This window comes from Clostridioides sp. ZZV14-6153 (assembly GCF_020657855.1).
Classification (GTDB): Bacteria; Bacillota; Clostridia; order Peptostreptococcales; family Peptostreptococcaceae; genus Clostridioides.
In genome coordinates, this window is record NZ_JAGWCZ010000029.1 from 1 (window position 1) to 19,879 (window position 19,879).

18 protein-coding genes and 1 riboswitch are annotated in these 19,879 nt (G+C 30.2%); of the genes, 11 read left to right on the forward strand and 7 right to left on the reverse strand.

The window, feature by feature from the left end; translation table 11 throughout:
* Positions 1-249 precede the first annotated feature (249 nt).
* The gene (locus KGF46_RS19140) at positions 250-858 is read left to right on the forward strand and encodes a DedA family protein (RefSeq protein WP_227830387.1); all 609 of its coding nucleotides are present in this window, start codon (positions 250-252) and stop codon (positions 856-858) included.
* 505 nt (positions 859-1,363) lie between these two features.
* On the opposite strand, the gene KGF46_RS19145 is transcribed toward KGF46_RS19140, so the two are convergent.
* The 6 genes from KGF46_RS19145 to KGF46_RS19170 all read right to left on the reverse strand — a co-directional run bounded on the left by KGF46_RS19145 (position 1,364) and on the right by KGF46_RS19170 (position 5,767).
* On the reverse strand, positions 1,364-2,137 hold the full coding sequence (locus tag KGF46_RS19145; RefSeq protein WP_227830386.1) for an ABC transporter permease: 774 nt from the start codon (positions 2,135-2,137) through the stop codon (positions 1,364-1,366).
* Positions 2,138-2,147: 10 nt separating this feature from the next.
* Positions 2,148-2,885: an ABC transporter permease gene (locus tag KGF46_RS19150; RefSeq protein WP_227830385.1), complete on the reverse strand. Its 738-nt coding sequence runs from the start codon at positions 2,883-2,885 to the stop codon at positions 2,148-2,150.
* Positions 2,878-3,801, reverse strand: a complete 924-nt coding sequence (locus KGF46_RS19155; RefSeq protein ID WP_227862240.1) for an ABC transporter ATP-binding protein — start codon at positions 3,799-3,801, stop codon at positions 2,878-2,880. Before KGF46_RS19155 ends, KGF46_RS19150 begins: the two co-directional genes overlap by 8 nt.
* A 158-nt stretch (positions 3,802-3,959) precedes the next feature.
* Positions 3,960-4,883 carry a sensor histidine kinase gene (locus KGF46_RS19160; RefSeq protein ID WP_227862241.1) on the reverse strand — a complete coding sequence of 308 codons (924 nt, stop codon included), beginning with the start codon at positions 4,881-4,883 and terminating at the stop codon, positions 3,960-3,962.
* A gap of 1 nt (position 4,884) precedes the next feature.
* Complete coding sequence (locus KGF46_RS19165) at positions 4,885-5,586, reverse strand: response regulator transcription factor (protein WP_227830382.1); 702 nt, start codon at positions 5,584-5,586, stop codon at positions 4,885-4,887.
* Entirely contained in the window at positions 5,579-5,767 is a 189-nt protein-coding gene (locus KGF46_RS19170; protein ID WP_227843054.1) for a helix-turn-helix domain-containing protein, read from the reverse strand. The genes KGF46_RS19165 and KGF46_RS19170 overlap by 8 nt, the downstream gene beginning before the upstream one ends.
* 442 nt (positions 5,768-6,209) lie before the next feature.
* On the opposite strand from KGF46_RS19170, the gene KGF46_RS19175 reads away from it, so the two are divergent.
* The 10 genes from KGF46_RS19175 (at position 6,210) to KGF46_RS19220 (ending at position 17,183) form a co-directional block, all read left to right on the forward strand.
* Entirely contained in the window at positions 6,210-7,139 is a 930-nt protein-coding gene (locus KGF46_RS19175) for an AAA family ATPase (RefSeq protein WP_227830380.1), read from the forward strand.
* Between the two features lie 13 nt (positions 7,140-7,152).
* Positions 7,153-8,928, forward strand: coding sequence for a nitric oxide reductase activation-like protein (locus tag KGF46_RS19180; protein ID WP_227862242.1), 1,776 nt, complete (start codon positions 7,153-7,155; stop codon positions 8,926-8,928).
* A gap of 137 nt (positions 8,929-9,065) precedes the next feature.
* Positions 9,066-9,259: riboswitch (cobalamin riboswitch) on the forward strand.
* A 181-nt stretch (positions 9,260-9,440) separates the two neighbouring features.
* Positions 9,441-10,193, forward strand: coding sequence for an energy-coupling factor ABC transporter permease (locus tag KGF46_RS19185; protein ID WP_227435530.1), 753 nt, complete (start codon positions 9,441-9,443; stop codon positions 10,191-10,193).
* Positions 10,183-10,467 (forward strand): energy-coupling factor ABC transporter substrate-binding protein, encoded by a 285-nt coding sequence (locus KGF46_RS19190; RefSeq protein WP_227830378.1) that lies wholly within the window; start codon positions 10,183-10,185, stop codon positions 10,465-10,467. Before KGF46_RS19185 ends, KGF46_RS19190 begins: the two co-directional genes overlap by 11 nt.
* A 2-nt stretch (positions 10,468-10,469) precedes the next feature.
* Entirely contained in the window at positions 10,470-11,168 is a 699-nt protein-coding gene (gene cbiQ / locus KGF46_RS19195; protein ID WP_227843057.1) for a cobalt ECF transporter T component CbiQ, read from the forward strand.
* Entirely contained in the window at positions 11,161-11,982 is an 822-nt protein-coding gene (locus KGF46_RS19200; protein WP_227840787.1) for an energy-coupling factor ABC transporter ATP-binding protein, read from the forward strand. Before cbiQ ends, KGF46_RS19200 begins: the two co-directional genes overlap by 8 nt.
* Before the next feature lie 249 nt (positions 11,983-12,231).
* On the forward strand, positions 12,232-14,496 hold the full coding sequence (locus KGF46_RS19205) for a DUF3553 domain-containing protein (protein ID WP_227843058.1): 2,265 nt from the start codon (positions 12,232-12,234) through the stop codon (positions 14,494-14,496).
* A gap of 16 nt (positions 14,497-14,512) precedes the next feature.
* Positions 14,513-15,811 carry a M18 family aminopeptidase gene (locus tag KGF46_RS19210; protein ID WP_227830374.1) on the forward strand — a complete coding sequence of 433 codons (1,299 nt, stop codon included), beginning with the start codon at positions 14,513-14,515 and terminating at the stop codon, positions 15,809-15,811.
* 30 nt (positions 15,812-15,841) lie between these two features.
* Positions 15,842-16,594 (forward strand): patatin-like phospholipase family protein, encoded by a 753-nt coding sequence (locus tag KGF46_RS19215; RefSeq protein ID WP_227830373.1) that lies wholly within the window; start codon positions 15,842-15,844, stop codon positions 16,592-16,594.
* Positions 16,595-16,658: 64 nt separating this feature from the next.
* Positions 16,659-17,183 (forward strand): peptidylprolyl isomerase, encoded by a 525-nt coding sequence (locus tag KGF46_RS19220; protein WP_227830372.1) that lies wholly within the window; start codon positions 16,659-16,661, stop codon positions 17,181-17,183.
* 662 nt (positions 17,184-17,845) lie between these two features.
* Here the strand turns inward: KGF46_RS19220 and KGF46_RS19225 are convergent.
* Positions 17,846-19,444, reverse strand: a complete 1,599-nt coding sequence (locus tag KGF46_RS19225) for a putative manganese-dependent inorganic diphosphatase (protein ID WP_227841488.1) — start codon at positions 19,442-19,444, stop codon at positions 17,846-17,848.
* Positions 19,445-19,879 lie beyond the last annotated feature (435 nt).

The following is a 19,879-nucleotide window of genomic DNA, read 5'->3' on the forward strand; positions in this document are numbered from 1 at the left end:
TCTAGCGCTGATGGTACTTGGTGGGAAACTGCCTGGGAGAGTAGGACGTAGCCACGTAATTTTTTTTATTTTTTGTTGTCAAGTTTCTTATTTTCAAATTTCTTATTTAAAAAGGATAAGTCTGTTATAAATGCTTTATATAAACACATATAATATTTAAAAGAGTTTTTTATAAATTAATTCTTTTAATGTAGGATGTGAGGTTTTATAGGTATGTACTTTTAAATAAGAAAGGAGATAGATAATTAGGTGTCTGTAATCAATAGTTTTATTTTACAATATGGATTAATATCTGTATTTGTATTAATTATGATTGAGTATGCTTGTTTTCCATTACCTAGTGAAGTAGTTTTACCACTTTGTGGAGCTATTGCAGCAAGAAATCATTTTGGTTTTTTAACTATTTTAATTTTAAGTATAGTTGCAGGTATACTTGGTTCAATATTTTGTTATACAATAGGCAATTTGGGAGGAAAATCTATCATAAATAAGATAGTAGAGATATGTCCCAAGGCAAAAAAGGGAATTTTTACATCACAAGATTATTTTAACAAATACTCTTCTATTTCTGTTTGTGTATGTAGGTTAATTCCTCTATGTAGAACATACATATCTTTTATAGCAGGTATTGCAGGTCAGAATATTATAACTTTTATTATATCCTCTATTGTGGGTATCACCATATGGAATACTTCGTTAATTAGTATTGGGTATATTTTTTCAGAGAGTTGGGTAAAAATAATGTCACATTATAATGATTATAAATTTCTAGTTCTCATTATACCAATATCCGTAATTCTTATTGGATTTGGTATTAAGTCATATATACATAAAAAACATCACAGGATAAGATTATAAAAAATAGTAGAATTTTTTTATTTAGCACAAGATGATTTAAGGGCAGTTGTGGGAATAGAAAACACCAAAAACCCGCATGAACACTATGTTTTTGCGGGTTCTAGGCGTTTTTTTATCGTCTGTGTCTGTGGTGATTTTTGCTTATATGAAAGAAAAGGTGGCAGCTCTGAAAATCAAAGCTACCTCTTCATAAGTGTTTAAAAATATGTTGATTCTACAATGGCTTTTTTTCTTTGATGTCGTCCAGCAGATTAAAGCTAAATATTTGAAATTATGGCATTAAAGCGTGAAACAATAACTTGCCAATATTACAGTTACTATGATTAAATATAAGTTACTAATCCAGTCCAATCTGGTCAATCCACTCATCTATTCGTTCTATTATCCCTTTAGGTGGGTTATTGTTGAATTTCCATTCGGTATAACAGTGTAGCAGACCAAAAAGAAGTAAAAATACAATTAGCATAATCAGTTTTTTCATCTTCTTCATTTTGAGATACCTATTTCAATTTTTTTCATTATGTTTTAGTCCTTTCAGTATAAAGGCAGAAAGGCAGGCACAAAGCAACAAACTTATGATACTTCCCATTATTTTTTCCGAAGTGGTTATATGGTATCCGGAAAGATTAAATATTGCCGTAATAGGAAAAAAGGTTTGTAAGACATTTGACATACCCGCAAATAGTCCAGCAATAGAATAAATTTCCGTGAATACTAAAGCAAGCCAGTATCCTTTTTTCATGCGCGACACTAAGGCAATAATGGGAGAAATTGCAAGGAATACACCTACGCCGTCAAGAAAATATTCTTTCATGCAACTTAAAACCAGTTCTGCCGATAAATCGGGAAAATGTAAAACGGCTTCAGTCAAAAATGTTATGACAAAGAGCAACAAATAAAGAAGTATGCTGAACACAAAAGTAATAATCATTTTTGCTGAGGTTAATTTTACTTCATTTATAGGAATAAGGCGCAGGGATTTAATAGTGTCCTCATCTTCTTCACGACAAATCATATAGCTTCCCAACAGGGCAATGACAGCCGGAAGAACAAAAAAAGTTGCCCAAGGTTGCACCTCATCCATATACCAGCCTGCATTGTCTATATATCGAGAACCATCATAAACGCTCTTTAAGCCATAATGTAAATCTGGGTCATTGTGTACAGACTGTCCTCCTGCAAAAACTATGACCGCTATCATAACGGCTGCAAAAACTGTAATCCAAACAATCTTTGAACGACGAATTTTTTGACGTTCCGCCCAAAGTAATTTCTGCATTATCTACACCTCACTTTCTTCTTCCCAATGCAATGTTTGCAAACAATACTGCCACAATACTCCAAATGCAAATACAAAGAAATGCTAATGGAATGTTAATTTCCTGTGTAAATGTAAGACCTGGAATGTCTTTATTTCGCATGATAATAACTCCCATACTGGATAATGGCTGCAAATACATATTTATCGTCATTAGCACAAAATTAGAAAAGGCATATACTAATGTGATACAAATCGGGAGAATATATCCTTTTTGCGACGCAGCGATTGCCAAAATCGGCAACATTACAAAAGCAGTGATTACACCAATTTCTAAACATTTTTCCAACAAATATAAAATGCTTCCCCATTTAAATACGACATATCCAGAAAGTACACTAAATAGCACGGAAGCAACGGCTGTAATCAGCATAAAACAAATAGAGTAAATCAAAACAACAAAAAATTTACTAAAAAAGTATCCCATTTTGCTGATAGGTACAATCCAAAGTTGTTTGAGCATATCATACTGATTTTCTTCGTGCATAAGCATGGTGCAAAGCATACCCAAAACAACGGGCAAAATAATCCAAAGTGTGTAACCAAATGCAGACCATTTATAAAACTGTATCGGGTCAACCCCTGCTTCCCCAAAATAATTGAAATATAGTAGTGCGAAAAACGGCATAATGAGGGCGGCCAACAACATGAGCCAAATAAGTTTCCTGCGACGCAGTTTAAGAAATTCTGTTTGAATAAGTTTAAGCAATGCCCTCTCCTCCTGTGATTTTTTTAAAATAGTCCTCTAAGGTATCATTACAAAGTTGAGAACTAATAACAGTTACATCCTGCATTACAAGTGCTTTATTGATTTCACCCATATCCAGAGTAGTGTCATAAAGGCGTAGGGTGTGGTCGTCTTGAATGGAATAATTTTTCGAGTTGAATTGACGCTCTAAAATCAATGACGCCCTCGGAATATCTGAAACTTGTAACAGGATATATTTACTGTTTCTCTTTTCCAGTTCGCTCATGCTACTTTCTTCCAGAAGAATACCATGGTCGATAATTCCAATATCATCAGCCAATAATGAGATTTCAGAAAGAATATGACTGGAAATAAGAATTGTCTTTCCGCGCTCAACGCTCAAATTCCTAATAAACTCCCTCATCTCCGCAATACCAATAGGGTCAAGACCATTGGTTGGCTCGTCCAAAATCAACAGTTCTGGGTCATGCAGGATAGCGTTGGCAATACCAAGTCGCTGCTTCATGCCAAGCGAATATTTACTAAACAGTTTTTTATTTTTATAAGGTAAGCCGACAATTTCCAATGCGCTTTTTACGGCATTGGGGGCGGCTGTACCGCGTAGCTTTGCGAAAATCTCTAAGTTCTCCGTCCCAGTCAGATTGGGATAAAATCCTGGCGTTTCGATAATTGCACCGATACGGGGATATATTCGTTTTTCTTGGCCTTTAATACTCTCTCCGAATATATCTACCTCTCCAGACGTGATTGAAGTCAACCCTAAAATCATTTTCATAATTGTGGTTTTTCCGGCTCCGTTGCGCCCTAACAGACCATAAATTCGGCCTTTTTTTACATGGAGATTGACTTTATCAACTGCTATTTGCTTTCCATAAATTTTTGTCAGTTGTTTTGTTTCAATCAAAAAATCATTCATATATAAGTTCCTCACTTTCAATAAATTTACTTCAGCAATATCATAGCTGATACAACATCAGAAGCAATTACAATTAGAATTATAAAACATGAACCTTGCCAAAACCTTGCCGTAACCTTGTTTTTATCTTGTTTTAGCAGTAAGAAAGCCCCGTATTTTTACAGGGCTTTAGGAAGCAATATTGTAAATTCTGTTCCCATACAGGGGGTACTGTTGGCGGTAATAGTTCCTTTATGAACGTTAATAAGTTCTTTTACAATCGCCAAGCCTAAACCATTTCCCTTTGCAGACCTTGAATGGTCGCATTGGTACAGCCTTTCAAAAATATGTGGGAGATTGTCAGAAGATATACCTTTCCCATTGTCTGTTATTATAATTTGAGCTTGCTGTTTGTTTTCAAAAATTCGCAGTGTCATTTTGTCACCTTCGCTATGAGTAATAATATTTTGTAATAGGTTATTAAGGATACGGGTATATGCGTTTGCGTCTATGCGTAAGAAGTACTCTATTTCGGGTGTATCAAATTCATATTCAAAATGACTGCTTTCTAAAACAGGAACCCAATCAGCTATAATATTACGGGATAACTCATTCAAATCAAAAATCTCAAAATGAAAAACCTGTTCCTTAGAATCCAATTTTACCCATTCAAATAGATTTTCTACAAAATGCTTTAAGTAATGAGCCTTATCGGACGCAACATGGATATATTCGTCCTTTTCTTCTCCTACAACAATTTTGCTTTCTAATGCTTCCAAATAACCGACCAAAGAAGCAAGTGGAGTTTTTACATCATGGGAGAGACTTGTCATTAGACGTTTGTAGGCTTGTTCTGATTGTTTTTGCTGAATAAGCTGTGATTGGCCATTGATTGCCATCTCGTTAATATCATAGCAAATTTGCCTTGTCATGTCGCTTTCCCTTGTTAAAATACGGCGATTAAGGTTTCCATTTTTTATATCCTCTAAAGCATCTTTTATAAGTGTAAGTTGTGTTCGGACACGTCGTAGGACAGAAACAAGATACGCTATAATAATCAGGCTAAGAACAAATACCAAAAGCAGATAAACACTTGTATTCATGTTAAGCCTCCTTATTAAAACGATAACCGACACCTCGGACTGTCAAAATATAAAATGGATGGTTGGGGTCTGGTTCAATTTTTTTTCTCAGTTTACTGATGAAAGACATGATATTACTATCGTCAAAAGCATATTCTTCTTCCCATACTTGTGTATAAATCTGTTTTTTGGTAAACACCCGTCCCTTATTAGAAGCCAGAAAAGAAAGTAAATCAAACTCTTTGCTTGTAAGTTGAACAGGAATATTATTGATGGAAACAATGCGGTTTATCTTGTCAATAATCATGCCATTTATTATTATGCAATCCATGTCTGTTATAAAAGCAGGGTTTAACATAGTATACCGGCGAATAAGAGAATTGACACGAGCCATAAGTTCGTTTATGCTGAACGGCTTTGTTAGATAATCGTCAGCACCTAAACGTAGCCCGGAAATTTTATCGTCCTCGTCACTTTTAGCTGTAAGCATAAGCACTGGAATATTACTTGTTTCCCTAATTTTTTTTAGAACTTGAAAACCGTCTATATCCGGCATCATTATGTCCAAAATTACAAGAGAGAGTGTGTGTCTATTTTTATCGACCAAATCCAACCCCTCTACACCGCCATATGAAGTAATAACAGATAAATTTTCTTGCTCAACACATTTTTTCATAAGAGCGCAAAGTTCTTTGTCATCATCTATAATCAAAACACTATTCATATTGTAGTTCCTTTCTTCTTTTTGTTCTGCCATCAACAGGTTTTTCCGCGACCTTTGGTATCAGCCACATATACCCGAGTTTTGAAACGCCTGGTATGCGACTTTCTTCACATAGTTTTTGTACTCGTCTTTCGGAAATGCCACACTTTTTTGTTGCTTCGGGGCAAGACATATACTCCATATTTCAACCACCCTTTCTTCGTAATATATCAGCATATATTATATACGTGTAACCGAATAAAATCAAGAAACATCAGCAAATAATATGCAGTAACTAATATATAATTGATTATCCGATTTATTTTTATATATGGCTATTTTTTCGTGAATATCCAAGTACACTTATTGCAAATGAAAAAAATGCAATACACAGCATTACAGAGATATAAATGCTAGTGTAAATATACTAAAAGAAGGATTAAGATTATTGGGGATGGAATATCCCTTAGAGCCTATGAATGCTTAGTTCAAAAGTGCTATCGAATAGAAATCTACATCTTCAAACATTACCGAAGGTAGTTAAGGTGGGGTAGTTCAAAAAATCAATTCTAGCTTATATCCTTTTATGTTAAAATGATGTTAAGAAATGAAACAAATACTATTTATATAAAAGGGGTAAGAATATGGATATAATAGATAATCTAAGGGTACAAGGGGTAGATGGAAAGCTTATTGAAGATGTACTGTATTTTAGAAATTATTATGGATTAGAAAAAGATTTAGAATACAGAGTAACAAAGTCTAAAACTTATTTTTATGGAAAAGACATATTATCTATGTGTATAGCAGCGATTTTAGAAGAAGAAAATATTTTATTGTCAGGACCAAAGGCAACAGGAAAAAATTTACTTGCTGATAATTTAGGCGAGATATTTAATAGACCTCAGTGGAATACATCATTTCATATAAACACAGATAGTTCAACACTTATAGGTACAGATACATTTATAGACAATGAAGTTAAACTTAGAAGAGGTTCAGTTTATGAATGTGCTATTAATGGAGGCTTTGGTGTATTTGATGAAATTAACATGGCAAAAAATGATGCTATAGTTGTAGTTCATTCAGCCTTAGATTATCGTCGAGTGATTGATGTACCCGGCTATGAGAGAGTTAATCTGCACCCAGCAACAAGGTTTATTGGAACTATGAATTACGAGTATGCAGGAACAAAAGAACTTAATGAAGCACTAGTATCTAGATTTATGGTAATAGATATTCCTCCAATAGAAGAAGATAAGTTAATGATGATTTTAAAAAATGAATTTTCAGATGCTGATGAAGAGAAATTAATACACTTTGCAGGAATATTTTTAGATTTACAATTGAAATCTCAAAATGGTGAGATATCTAGTAAAGCTATTGACCTACGTGGCCTTATGGCATCTCTTAAGACTATAAGGAGAGGATTGAAACCAACTCTTGCAATTAATATGGGACTGACAGGAAAGACTTTTGATATATATGAAAAAGAAATGGTTGGAGATGTAATTAAAACGAGAATACCTAATAAATGGGAGAGTGTAGATGTATTTCCAATAAGTCATATTTAATATAGGTGAGATTATGAAATGGATATATGATGATTATGAATTTGAAAATAGAGCAAATAACTTATCTTGGACAATAGCTGGTGATTACAATGAAAGTATAGATATATCAGAAAAAGATTATTCTTCAAAAGAAATAGGTCTATACTTTGCAATAATTGCAGGAGCTAGAAGAAAGTATGTAGATTGGGACATAGTTAAAAAATATCTTACAAACAGAATACGAAAAGGATATGACAAAGATATTATATTGGGTCTAATTCAAGTTATATTAAATACAATAGTTGAAGAAAAGGCCATTAAAGATAGGCCAGGAATAGAAGATATAAGAAGAAATGCTTATAAAGATATTGTTTCACGTTTTACCAAAATAAACAATGACAATATTATGGATAAAATTAAATATGCATTTGTACTTTATAATATGGACAAGCATCCAGCATTAGACAGTATAACTAGAAGAATAGTTAATGACATAAGGAATATAGATACGAATCAAGATATTATGGAGATTTTAAAAGCATTAGATGTTATATATTTAACTTATTTTGAATATATGTTAAATGGAGAAGAAAGCAATTCTACATATGATGAAAACAATGTAAAGGATGTTGAAGTAAACTTTGATACATTTGCTGATTTTATGTATGAAGAACTTTATAGTGATGAAGGAGAAAACATTATTGAAAGTGATATAGACTCAATATCTTCATCGATGCTTGTAGAAGGGGTAGGGGATTTTGATGATTCTCAATCTAGCAATTCAGCAGACAGAGTTATATATGTTGATGAAGAGACTGTAAATAAAATATATTCAAAAATAGAACATTATTATGGGAAAACTTATTTAAGTAAGGGTGAAATTAAAAAGCTTGAAACACAAAATTGCAGAAACGTACATGAGGGATGCAGAATTCACTTTACAGATGGTGTTCTTAGAAGTGAATGTAATAACGTTTTTCAGCTAAAATATGTGACAAGACAAAAAGAAAATAATTTAGGCAAATTTAGAGAACATGCTAGGATGTATAGACAACAAATAAAGCGATTAAAAGAAAGCCTTGCTAGGATTTTAGTAGAAGAAAATGCTAAAACTAGAGTGTATTCTGATTGTGGAACTATCCTAGCAAATAGAGCTTGGAGAGTTGGAAGGAGTAACAATAATAAAATATTTTATAAAGATATAGAAAATGAAAAAGGGAAATATGTTATTGATATATTGTTGGATGCAAGTGGTTCTCAAAGTAGAAACCAAGGAAATGTAGCAATTCAAGCTTACATAATTGCAAATGCCTTGACAGAAGTTGGAATACCAAATAGAGTTATGGGTTTTTCTAGTTTCTTAGATTACACGATATTAAAAAGATTTAAGGATTATGATGACAGTATTAAAAATAGTGAAAACATCTTTGAATACTTCTGTGCTGGTAATAATAGAGATGGTTTAGCTATAAAATCCATATGTAGTGGTTTGATAAATAGAGACGAAGAAAATAAAATTTTGATAGTTCTTAGTGATGGAAGGCCAAATGATGTAAAGATAGGAAAAAATAGCGAGAGAACTTTAAGAGGAGAAAAAGCTTATAGAGGTATTGTTGGTTTAAGAGATACAGCTAATGAAGTAAGAAAAGCTAGAAAACAAAATATTTTAGTATTAGGAGTATTTACAGGTAAAGAATCAGAGCTTGAAGCTGAAAGATTAATATATGGAAACGATTTTATATATTCAAGAGACATAACTAGATTTTCTGATGTGGTTTCAATGTATTTAAAAAAGATAATTAGGAGTTAATTGATTTATAAAAAAGAATTTATATACATAAAAATATAAAAATGAATAAAATTTGTAAAAAATGTAGAAATTTTCACAGAAAAGGTATACAATAATTTATATAGAAAATGAATTAAAAATAAAGTAATATTAAAAATTAAATATATAATATTATAGGTTCTTTAAGCAAGATTAATAGGGAAGAAGGTTAAATTCCTTTACAGCCCCCGCTACTGTGATGCAGACGAAACTTTTGTTAGCCACTATGATAATATGCTTTTATATTTCATGGGAAGGAAGAGGAGTAGGATGAAGCTAAGTCAGGAGACCTGCCTAAAATATTAAAGTGATTTCTTCGGGGATGGAGAAAGTTTCTTATAATAATTATACAGATATGTTTATTTTATGTGTTTGTATTTAGATTGTCGAAAATTAGAAGCCTAGCCATCGAGTTAGGCTTTTTTATTTTGCTAGAATAAGGTTACATATATTATTCATATTTTAATTATTAGAAAGGGAGAGGGGATACTCAAATGAAACAAAATATCAAATTAGGGGTTATAGCTGCACTTATGTTAATCATTTTAACTCCAGTTACATCAAATGCAATGCATATAATGGAAGGTTACTTACCAGTAAAATGGTCTATAGCATGGGGAGTTATATTTATACCATTTTTCTTAGTGGGATTAAAATCAATAGGTAAAATAGTAAAGCAAGACCCTAAGAAGAAAGTTTTATTAGCTCTATGTGGAGCATTTGTATTTGTTTTATCAGCATTAAAAATACCTTCAGTAACAGGAAGTTGTTCACATCCTACTGGAGTAGGTCTTGGAGCAATAATGTTTGGACCAAGTGTAATGTTTGTTCTTGGAACTATAGTTCTAATATTCCAAGCATTATTACTAGCACATGGGGGAATAACTACTTTAGGAGCTAATGCTTTTTCAATGGCTATAATAGGGCCAATTATATCATTTTTAATATTTAAAGCATTAAAGAAAAAAGATGGAAACAATGCTATACCAGTATTTCTTGCAGCAGCAATAGGAGATTTAGCCACATATACAATAACTTCAATACAACTAGCACTTGCTTTCCCAGACCCATCAGGTGGAGTGATGGCTTCAGCAATTAAATTCTTAGGAATTTTCTTTATGACTCAAATACCAATAGCAATAGCAGAAGGTATTCTTACTGTAATTGTATATAATTTGATTACAGAAAATGGAGAAAAAAGCATACTAGAAAATAATGATAAAGGAGTTAAAGCTAATGAGTGCTAAAACAAAAACAAAAACTAACATATTACTACTTTTATTAGTAGTAGCTCTTATCATATTCCCATTACTTGTAAATTCAGGTGCTGAATATGGAGGAGCAGATGGTCAAGCTGAAAGTGAAATTACTAAGATAAATCCAAATTATGAGCCTTGGTTTAGTAGTCCATATGAGCCCCCAAGTGGAGAAATAGAGAGTTTATTATTCTCTGCACAAGCAGCTCTAGGTGCAGGGGTAATAGGATATATATTAGGTCTTCAAAAAGGAAAGAGAAGTTAATTATGCTTATCATTGATAAATATGCATATACAAATAGATTAAGTAAAGTAAACCCAAATAAAAAAGTAGCCATAGGAGCAATTTTTCTAATTGCTTCTATGGTAATAAAAAATATATTTGTCTTGAGTGGAATTATGATTTTAATGAGTATTTTAGTTGTTTGTGTAGCAGGGATAGATTTAAAAAATTATTTGAAATTACTTCAAATACCGATGTATTTTTTATTTCTTAGTATAGGTATAACTCTTGTGAATATATCTTTTAATAAAACAGACTTACTATATAGTTTTCAGTTTTTTAGTTTTTATGTAGGAATATCAAAGGCATCTATTGACATGTCTATTCATGTGTTATTTAGAGCTATGTCTTGTTTAACTTGTGTGTATTTTTGTATACTTACAACACCTTTTAATCAGTTGATATTTTTCTTTAAGAAATTGCATTTACCGGATACCTTTGTTGAATTATCAATGTTGATATATAGATTTATATTTATATTTTTAGAAGAATTTTCAGAGATATATAAGTCACAAGAATTAAGATTTGGGTACATAAATTTAAAAACTTCATATAAATCTTTAGGGATTCTTGGAAGTATGCTGTACAAAAGGCTTATGACAAGGTATGATGATATGTGTATATCATTAGACATAAAATTGTATGATGGTAAATTTCACATAGTAGGGGATAATGATGTTTAAAATAAATAATTTAACATATCAATATGAAAAAAATGCTAATGCATTATTGAACATTAATATGGATTTCTCAAAGGGAAATGTTATAGGTATAATAGGCTCAAATGGTTCAGGAAAATCAACTTTATTTATGAACTTAATGGGAATACTAAAGCCTACGTCTGGAGAAATACTTTTCAAAGAAGAAAAGTTAAAATATGATAAGAAGAGTTTGTATAATCTTAGAAAAAATGTAGGGATTGTCTTTCAAGACCCAGAAAAACAAATATTTTACTCAAAAGTATATGATGATATAGCATTTGCGATGAGAAACATTGGAATGGATGAAAAAATTATTAAAGAGAGAATAAACAAAGCTTTGATAGCTGTTAATGGAATAGATTTTATAGATAGACCAGTACACTTTTTAAGTTATGGTCAGAAAAAAAGAGTAGCAATTGCATCAGTTATAGCAATGGAAAATGAAATTGTATTGCTTGATGAGCCTACAGCTGGATTAGACCCAGTAAGCACTAGGTCTATTGTAGATATAATAAAGAGATTAGATGAAAATAATATAAAAATAGTAATATCCAGTCATGATATGAATTTAATGTATGAAATATGCGATTATATATATGTACTGGATAAGGGGATTTTAATTGATGAAGGAAACGCAGAAAGTGTATTTGTAAATGAGAACAATATTATACAAGCTGGATTAGAATCTCCGTGGTTAGTAAAGGTACATAAAAATATGAACTTACCTTTATTTAAGAAAGAAGAAGATTTGTATAAGTACTGGAAAGAAAGAGACTTAATACAAATAAATAATTAAGCCCTAAACCTATTTTAAAAAAATAGATTTATATATAATAACCCTTAACCTAGACCCCTTAAAGGTGCCTTATGATTCCCCAAATCATAAGGTTATTTTTTTATAAAGAATAAAAATAAATTTTATAAGTAAGTATTATCTAATTGTTAAAATTTGACAATAATCTATTAATATAATACATAATTATAATTTGAAGTAATTCATATTTTAGATTAAAATATATTTATGGCTGTTAACAGGAGGAGAAATATGAATTTAGATACATTAAATCCTGCTCAAAGAGAAGCAGTAGAAAAAACTGAAGGTCCAGTACTTATACTGGCTGGTGCTGGTTCAGGTAAAACTAAGGTATTAACAACAAGAATAGCATACCTTATAGAAGATAAAGGTGTACAAGCACCAAATATATTAGCTATAACATTTACAAATAAAGCTGCAAATGAAATGAGAGAGAGAGTTGAGCAAAACATAGGTCCTGAAACTAAGGACATGTGGATAAGTACATTCCATTCTTGTTGCGTTCGGATACTCAGAAAAGATATAAATAAGATTGGTTACAATAGGAGTTTTGTAATTTATGATTCTGCAGACCAAGTTACATTGGTTAAAGACTGTCTTAAAGAATTAAATTTAAGTGATAAGGTATTTGAACCAAAAGCAGTTATAAGCGCCATTTCAGGAGCAAAAGACAAGCTTTATACTCCAAAACAGTTTAAAGATATCAACATGGCAGATAATAGAATGGTTAAGATTGCAGATATTTATGCTCTATATCAAGACCGTTTAAAGAGAAATAGTGCACTTGATTTTGATGATTTAATACTTAAAACTGTAGAACTTTTTAAGGCTAATGATGAAGTGTTAGCTTATTATAGAAGTAGATTTAGATACATAATGGTAGATGAGTATCAGGATACAAGTAAAGCTCAATATGAACTAATAAAATTATTAGCTAGAGAACATCAAAATATCTGTGTTGTTGGAGATGATGACCAAAGTATTTATGGATGGAGAGGCGCAGATATAAGAAACATACTTGAATTTGAGAAAGATTATGATAATGTACATGTTGTTAAACTAGAACAAAATTATAGGTCAACACAAGTAATATTAGATGCAGCTAACAAAGTTATATCCAATAATATAGAAAGAAAAAGAAAGAAACTTTGGAGTGAAAAGAAAGAAGGAGAACTTATAAAGATACAACTAACTGGTAGTGAAATAGAAGAGGCTGATTTTATAGCTGACTCAATTGCACAAATAGCTAGAAAAGAGAATAGACCATACAAAGATTTTGCAGTACTTTATAGAGCAAATGCACAAGCAAGACCTGTAGAAGACGCTTTAAACAGAAGTCAAATTCCATATAATATATATGGTGGTACAAAGTTTTATGAGAGAAAAGAAATAAAGGACTTAGTAGCGTATTTAAGAGTTATTCAAAATCCACAGGATGACATATCTATAAAAAGAATTATAAACGTTCCTAGAAGAGGTATAGGGCTTAGAACTATAGAAAAAATTGAAGATAGAGCCAATCTGAAACAAGAGAGTATATATTCAGTTTTAATTGATATAGAAACAAATTCTGATATATCTACAAAAGCTAGAGCAAGTATAAGTGGATTTGTTGATATTATAGGTACACTTAGAACCATAAAAGAAGTCTATCCTGTTAGTAAATTAATAGAAAAAGTTTTGGATACTACAGGATATATGGATGAACTTGTAGAGATAAGAAATAAAAATGAAAAAGATTTAACTGGTAAAGGTGAAGAAGCTCAAGATAGAATTGATAATTTAAGAGAATTTATATCTATAGCACTAGAGTTTGAAAGTAGTAGTGATGATACTTATGAAAATAAAGATTTAGAGACATTTTTAACTAGTATAGCACTTACATCTGAATCTAATGATGAAGAGGACAATGATAGAGTTTCTCTTATGACAATACATACATCTAAAGGGTTAGAGTTTCCAGTTGTATTTTTGACAGGTATGGAAGAAGGTCTATTTCCTATATCAAGAGCTATAAAGTCTCTGAGTGAATCTCAAATAGAAGAAGAGAGAAGGCTTTGTTATGTTGGTATAACTAGAGCTAAAGAAGAGCTATACATGTCACTAACTGAAAAGAGAACGCTATATGGTAAAACAAATGTTGCAATAGCTTCAAGATTTATGGAAGAGTTACCAGAAGAATGTATAGAAAGATTGTACAAAATGAAAAAGGAATTAAGTTATTCTAAAGCAAGTTATAATATGTTAGATAAATATACTAAAAAGTATATGAATACTATAAGTAAATCTAAAGTTGCAGATAACGTTAATGCTACAATAAAAGATTCAAATAAAGAGACTAATCCAGAAGATATAAAGCTTGGTTCTAAAGTACATCATCCTAAATTTGGGGTTGGAACAGTCGTGTCTATAATTGGAACAGATGTTACTATAGCCTTCGATAAACAAGGAATTAAAAAAATAAATAAAGAATATACAACACTAGATATTTTATAATGGAGGAAAATTAGGAATGGATAGTATAAGCTTTGCTAAAAATTTAATAGATTTCATATACGATAGCCCATCATCTTTTCACGCAGTTGATAGTGCCAAAGAAGTCTTAGATAAAAATGGATTTGAAGAGTTAGCTTTAAATAAGAAATGGAATCTAAAAGTAGGTGGAAAATACTACGTGACTAAAAATTTATCTGCTATAGTAGCTTTTGTAGTTAACTCAGATAATATAGAAGAAGGTGGATTTAGAATAATAGGTTCTCATTCAGATTCTCCTACATTTAGTATTAAGCCAAATGCAGAAATAGAAGCTGAGAAAGCTTATTTGAAGCTGAATACAGAATGTTATGGAGGAGCAATATTAAGTACGTGGTTAGATAGACCACTTGGTATAGCTGGGAGAGTAGTCTTAAAAGGAGATAGTGTACTTAAGCCAAAGGAAAAACTTATCGACTTTAAAAAGCCAATTTGTATAATACCAAATCTAGCTATACATTTGAATAGAAGTATAAATGATGGTCATTCATATAATAAACAAAAAGATATGTTACCTCTAGTTGGATTATTAAATGATACATTAGAAAAAGATAACTTTATTTTAAAACAAATATCGTCTAATTTAAATGTAAAGATGGAAGATATAATAGACTTTGATTTATTCTTATATGAATTTGAAAAAGGAAGTTTAATAGGGGCTAATGATGAATTTATATCTATTGGAAGACAAGATAATCTTGCAATGGTACATGCTAGTTTAAATGCTTTAGTTGATACTAAAGGACAAAGTGGTGTAAATGTAATGGCTGTGTTTGATAATGAAGAAGTTGGAAGTTCCACTAAACAAGGTGCAGATTCAAATATGCTACTAAATATATTGGAGAGAATATGTTTATCAATAGGGAAAGATAGAGAAGGATTTTTTGAGGCTATTTATTCGTCTTTCATGATATCATCAGATTTAGCTCACGCTATTCATCCAAATACTCCAGAAAAACATGACCCAACTAATAAACCAGTTATGGGGAAAGGGCCTGTTATAAAGATAAATGCAAGTCAAGCATATACAAGCGATGGATATTCTATAGCTGTTTACAAAAATATATGTAAAGAAGCTAATGTCGAGTATCAAGAATTTGTAAATAGGTCAGATGAGAGGGGTGGAAGTACAATAGGTCCAATATCTTCTACTCATGTAGATATACCATCTGTTGATGTAGGAAGTCCAATTTTAGCAATGCATTCTGTAAGAGAATTAGGTAATGTTGAAGACCATTATAGTATATATAAAACATTTAGTAAATTTTTTGAAATATAAATATAAGATAAATAATTTGGAGATGAAACTATGAAATTAGGACTATGCTTAGAAGGTGGAGGAGCAAAAGGAGCTTACCAAGCGGGGGTAGTTAAGGCTTTATATGATAATGGAATAAATAATTTTTATTCGATTTCAGGAACATCAATAGGAGCGATAAATGGATATTATTTATACACAGGCAATGTTGATAACTTGGAAAAAATGTGGACAAATATAAAAGATATCCAGAACGGAAATGTGAAAATAGTAAATAATACTGTGGATAATTCTCCTGCTATAGACAATCTGAAAGAACTAGATGATAGTAAAATAGAGAAAATGAACTTCTATGTTAATTATGTAGAAGTTAATAATAAGGTAGTATCAGAAAAGGTTGTAAATGTGTCAAAAATGCCTAAAGGCGAAGCAATCTTAAGCATTTCATATAGTGGATTGTTACCATCAAATCCAAATGCTACTCTTGGATTTAAAGAACAATTTATGAAGGATGTGCAAGATGGTATTTACGATGGTTTTAAATTGGATGGAGGTCTAATTAGGAGTGCATTAATTGAGCCTTTAATTGTGGATAATGTGGATAAAATTATTTTGATATCCACAAAGTATAATTATGATTTACCAGATGACATCAAAAAAATATATAATGAAGATAAAATAATAGTAGTTAGACCTAACACTCAATTTGCACCTAAAGATACTCTTAACTTTGATGATGAGTTTTGTAAAACTATATATCAAGAAGGATATGAAATAGGAAAAAATATACTTGATAGACTTTAATTTAGAGTATAATATAATAAATGTAATTGTGTAATTTAATTAATAAAAAGGAAGGTAATAAGTCATGGAAAATAAAAATCCTATAGTAACTATAGTAATGGAAAATGGAAAAGAAATAAAAATTGAGTTATACCCAAATATAGCACCAAATACAGTTAAGAATTTTGTATCATTAGTAGATGATGGATATTATAATGGAGTAACATTTCATAGAGTAATACCAGGATTTATGATACAAGGTGGATGCCCAAATGGTACTGGAATGGGTGGCCCAGGCCATTCTATAAAAGGTGAATTTAGTGGAAATGGATTTACTAACAATCTAAAGCATGAAAGAGGAGTTATATCAATGGCTAGAACTATGGCACCTAATTCAGCTGGTTCTCAATTCTTTATAATGCATAAAAATTCACCACATTTAGATGGTCAATATGCAGGCTTTGGTAGAGTTATAGAAGGTATGGATACAGTTGATGAAATAGCATCAGTTAGAACAGGAGCAGCGGACAAGCCAAAGACTCCACAAATTATGAAAGCTGTGACTGTAGAAACTTTTGGAGTAGATTACTCAGATGTAGAAAAAAACTAGGTCATAGATAGATAAAAGTAAAAATCTATACAACTTAAATATAAAGTGAGATGTTATTATATTTTCTAGAGGATATGAATACATCTCACTTTTTAATTTAATTTATTTTACTGAAATTTAGTTATATATTAAATTTTTATTATACTAAATAGCTCCAATAATCTTATTAGAATATTATTTAATAGTATTATAGAAAAATAATTCTATTAAATTATTTATGATTAGGTTTTTAATATATAAGATATTAAAATAAATATATAAGATATGTGGAAAACATTTATTTTAACATTTTTTAAAGCTAATTTAATGATTTTGTTTAAAAAAAGAAAGTTATTTGTATGTTTTTACTTAAGAAAAAACATTATAATGGTAATATATTCTATTTACAATTTCATAACTTTGGTTTACAATAATAGAGACAATAAATCCTAAAAACATAATAAGAAAAAAGTGCTTAATATTTGAGAGAGACTGGTTTAGTTTACACCAGCTAGACCAGTCAAGGAATAATTTAAAGTGTAATATATAATAAGAAGAGAATACACTATTAGAATTTTCTAATAGTGTATTCTTTTTTTATAGAATTTATTATTGTTATGTAAGAAAAAAACTGTTTCAAATTTAAATTTGAAACAGTTTTTGTGTTGTCTAAAGATTTTATATTATTTAAAATTTTTAATTGCAGTAGTTAAGTTAGGTACTAATTGTTTCTTTCTAGATACAACACCTGGAGCAAATGTTCCTTGAACTCCTTCAATACCAAATGCATCAGCAATCAATCTATCTTCTGCTTTGTAAATTAAATAAGAACCTTCTTTTATTATATCTGTAACTGCAAGAACTAATTTGTCATAATCAGTTGAATTTATATAAGATAAAAATTCATCCTTCTTAGCAAATATAGAGTCTGTGTCTAAAGTAAATACTTGTCCAATACCAACTTTATGTCCACTCATGTTAAACTCTTTAAAGTCCATATTTACTATTTGTTCTATAGTAAACTCATCTAAAGAAGTACCACATTTAAACATATCCATAGCATATTTTTCCATGTCTACTTTTGCTATTTTACTTAATTCTTCACAAGCTTTCTTATCCATATCAGTAGTTGTTGGAGATTTAAATAATAATGTATCAGATAATATAGCAGATAAAAGAAGACCAGCTATTTCATAAGGTATCTCAACATTATTTTCTTTATACATTTGATAAATTATAGTACTATTGCATCCAACAGGCATAACTCTAAAAGACATAGGAACATCAGTAGAAATACCACCAAGTTTATGATGGTCAACTATTTCAACTATATTTGCTTGTTCAATTCCATCAGCACTTTGAGCATATTCATTATGGTCAACTAAAACAACATTCTTTTTAGATGGATTTAATAGATGCCCTTTTGAAATTAATCCTAAAAACTTATTGTCATCGTCTAATATAGGATAAGATCTAAAGTTTGTTTCTAACATAATTTCTTTTATTTCATCCATATAGTCGTCTTCTTTAAATGTAATCAAGTTGTCTGTGGCTTCTATAGAATCCAAGAAGCTACATTGATTTATGACATTAGAAGTTTTGTAGTTGTCACTTTCAACAGAAACAACAGACACTCCATTTATTTTAGCAAGAGCTAGTAAATCTTTTGAAATTTCTGTATGATTAGTAAGTATTAAAAGTTTAACTTTTGTATCGATGGCGTATTCAATACTATCATATCTATCACCAACAATAGCTATATCCCCTTCTTTTAAAGTCTCTATTAGGGTTTCCATACCAAATGATAAAGTAACAACTCTACCTTTTACATCTTCACCACAATCTACAAGGATAGTACCATTAAGGTTTTTGCAGATATTTGATAGTGATGTGTGTATAGTTGTAAAATGTTGATGAAGAAGGTTTTTAGCTATTTCTTTCATAGTAATAATACCAGCAAAAGTTCCATCCTCATAAGTTACAGGTAATGTTTTAACATTTTTTTCATCCATAAGATTATAGGCTTCTAATATAGAAGAAGTTGGAGTTAAAGGTAGTACCCTATCATAATTTAAATCTCTAACTTGTATTCTAACGTTATCTAAGATTTCAGGTGCATCTACCTTAAAGTAGTCTAAGGCATACTTAGCTTCCTTTCTGATATCTCCTAAAGCATAAGCTGTTGCTTCTATTCCTAGCTTGTTTTTTAAATATGCTAATGAAATTGCAGAACATATTGAATCTGTATCTGGATTTTTATGTCCGAAAACTAATAAACTCATTTTAAAACTCCTTTCAAAACTTGAATATAATAATAATTGATAAAAATATTATATCAAAAGGTAGTGAGTATTTGTTGTAAAAAGAAAAAAATTTAATGAAAAAAATATTATATGCAATTTTATCTTTTACATATATAACAAATTTAATATAAAAATTTTTATGATTTATACTTTTATTCAATGAAATTGGGGTTTATTAACAACTAATTCATTGAAGATAGCTGCGAAAAAATTAATTAATATGATGAGTAAATAAAAATTTATGAAAATTTTATAGTATAAATTTTTTTGTATGTATCTCATAAGTAAAAAATTAACGAGTGTTATATAAAAATTATTTATCTATATGAAAAATATTATTCTAAAATATTGATTTAAAAATAACTGATAGAAATTAAAATAATTTTAGATTATGTATTTTTTAAAATTATATAG

Excerpts from the sequence above, each read along its gene's own strand:
- KGF46_RS19145 (WP_227830386.1), bottom strand. The coding sequence starts at position 2,137 with ATGCAGAAATTACTTTGGGCGGAACGTCAAAAAATTCGTCGTTCAAAG.
- KGF46_RS19155 (WP_227862240.1), bottom strand. The coding sequence starts at position 3,801 with ATGAATGATTTTTTGATTGAAACAAAACAACTGACAAAAATTTATGGA.
- KGF46_RS19160 (WP_227862241.1), bottom strand. The coding sequence starts at position 4,883 with ATGAATACAAGTGTTTATCTGCTTTTGGTATTTGTTCTTAGCCTGATT.
- KGF46_RS19165 (WP_227830382.1), bottom strand. The coding sequence starts at position 5,586 with ATGAATAGTGTTTTGATTATAGATGATGACAAAGAACTTTGCGCTCTT.
- KGF46_RS19170 (WP_227843054.1), bottom strand. The coding sequence starts at position 5,767 with ATGGAGTATATGTCTTGCCCCGAAGCAACAAAAAAGTGTGGCATTTCC.
- KGF46_RS19175 (WP_227830380.1), top strand. The coding sequence starts at position 6,210 with ATGGATATAATAGATAATCTAAGGGTACAAGGGGTAGATGGAAAGCTT.
- KGF46_RS19180 (WP_227862242.1), top strand. The coding sequence starts at position 7,153 with ATGAAATGGATATATGATGATTATGAATTTGAAAATAGAGCAAATAAC.
- KGF46_RS19185 (WP_227435530.1), top strand. The coding sequence starts at position 9,441 with ATGAAACAAAATATCAAATTAGGGGTTATAGCTGCACTTATGTTAATC.
- KGF46_RS19190 (WP_227830378.1), top strand. The coding sequence starts at position 10,183 with ATGAGTGCTAAAACAAAAACAAAAACTAACATATTACTACTTTTATTA.
- cbiQ (WP_227843057.1), top strand. The coding sequence starts at position 10,470 with ATGCTTATCATTGATAAATATGCATATACAAATAGATTAAGTAAAGTA.
- KGF46_RS19200 (WP_227840787.1), top strand. The coding sequence starts at position 11,161 with ATGTTTAAAATAAATAATTTAACATATCAATATGAAAAAAATGCTAAT.
- KGF46_RS19205 (WP_227843058.1), top strand. The coding sequence starts at position 12,232 with ATGAATTTAGATACATTAAATCCTGCTCAAAGAGAAGCAGTAGAAAAA.
- KGF46_RS19210 (WP_227830374.1), top strand. The coding sequence starts at position 14,513 with ATGGATAGTATAAGCTTTGCTAAAAATTTAATAGATTTCATATACGAT.
- KGF46_RS19215 (WP_227830373.1), top strand. The coding sequence starts at position 15,842 with ATGAAATTAGGACTATGCTTAGAAGGTGGAGGAGCAAAAGGAGCTTAC.
- KGF46_RS19220 (WP_227830372.1), top strand. The coding sequence starts at position 16,659 with ATGGAAAATAAAAATCCTATAGTAACTATAGTAATGGAAAATGGAAAA.
- KGF46_RS19225 (WP_227841488.1), bottom strand. The coding sequence starts at position 19,444 with ATGAGTTTATTAGTTTTCGGACATAAAAATCCAGATACAGATTCAATA.